A 1293-nucleotide genomic window follows, 5' to 3' on the forward strand; every position below is an offset into this window, starting at 1 on the left:
AGCCGTTCTCCGTAAAGGACTATCAGCTGATTCAATACCTGATCCCAGTTCCGGTATCTCTGCGTCCACTTTTTGACTACGTTCTCGCTGGCAAGATACAGCATCTTTTCCAATGCAGAATCGCTTGGGAATACGCTTTTCGTTTTCGTGACTTTCCGATACTGGCGGTTCAATCCTTCTATGATATTTGTCGTGTACATAATGCGTCTGATATCATTAGAAAACTGGAAAAAGGAACTTACATCTTCCCAATTATTTTCCCAGTTACTGATCGCGTACGGATATTTCTTCCCCCATTTTTCTTTCATGTTCTCCAGCTCTGTTAAAGCGGCTGTTTCGTTCGGAGCATTGTACACTTCTTTGAAATCTGAGGAAAACTTTTTCAGATCATTATAATTTACATATTTGAAAGAATTGCGTAGCATATGGATCACACATCTCTGGATCTCTGCCTGCGGATAAACTGCCTGAATAGCTTCTTTAAAACCCGGAAGACCATCCACACAGAAGAAAAGGACATCTTTTACTCCGCGGTTCTTAAGATCATTAAGCATCCCAAGCCAGAACTTGCTGGTTTCATTTGCGCCTACTGTGATGCTGAGGATATCTTTGTATCCCTCCACTGTAACGCCAAGAACTACATACGCAGCACGACTCAGGATTCTGCCATCCTCACGTACTTTATAATGAATACAGTCCATAAAGACAAACGGATAAACCGGGTTCAGAGGACGGGACTGCCATTCCTTAACCTGAGGAAGTATCTTGTCTGTGATCTTGCTGACCATTTCAGCTGATAGCTCAATTCCATAAAGATCCTGGAGCTGGTCGTGGATGTCACGTGTACTCATACCACGGGCATATAAAGATATCACTTTTTCCTCAATCCCGGAAATATCTCTCTGGTATTTAGGGATGAGTTTTGGTTCAAACTCACCGTTACGGTCTCTTGGTACGTCGATTTGAAATTCACCGTATTGACTCTTTAAGTTTTTTGTAGAATGAGCATTTCTTTTATTGTCTGTCTGTAGATCTCCCTTATGGTTTTTCTCGTAGCCAAGAGTTGCATCCAGTTCTGCCTCCATCAGCTCCTGCAGGATATCCTTGAAACTGTCTTTCAGAAGCGTGTATATATCTGCAACGCTATTAATGTTGTTTTCTGAGATGATCTGTCGAATTTGTTCTTTTGCAACTGCCATAAAAAATACTCCTTTTCGATAAGAATTGTCATATCTGAATTCTTACCAAAAAGGAGTTATTTTTTACCAAAAACACAAACTATTTTACACTACC

General features: G+C 40.8%; 1 protein-coding gene. It reads right to left on the reverse strand.

The window, feature by feature from the left end; translation table 11 throughout:
- A partial coding sequence (locus I4V44_RS17400) for an IS256 family transposase (RefSeq protein ID WP_196003022.1) occupies positions 1 to 1199 on the reverse strand: 1199 nt, incomplete at its 3' end.
- Positions 1200 to 1293 lie beyond the last annotated feature (94 nt).

The sequence above is a fragment of the Blautia sp. 1001283B150304_161114_C9 genome (assembly GCF_015668165.1).
Taxonomy (GTDB): Bacteria; Bacillota; Clostridia; order Lachnospirales; family Lachnospiraceae; genus Blautia_A; species Blautia_A wexlerae.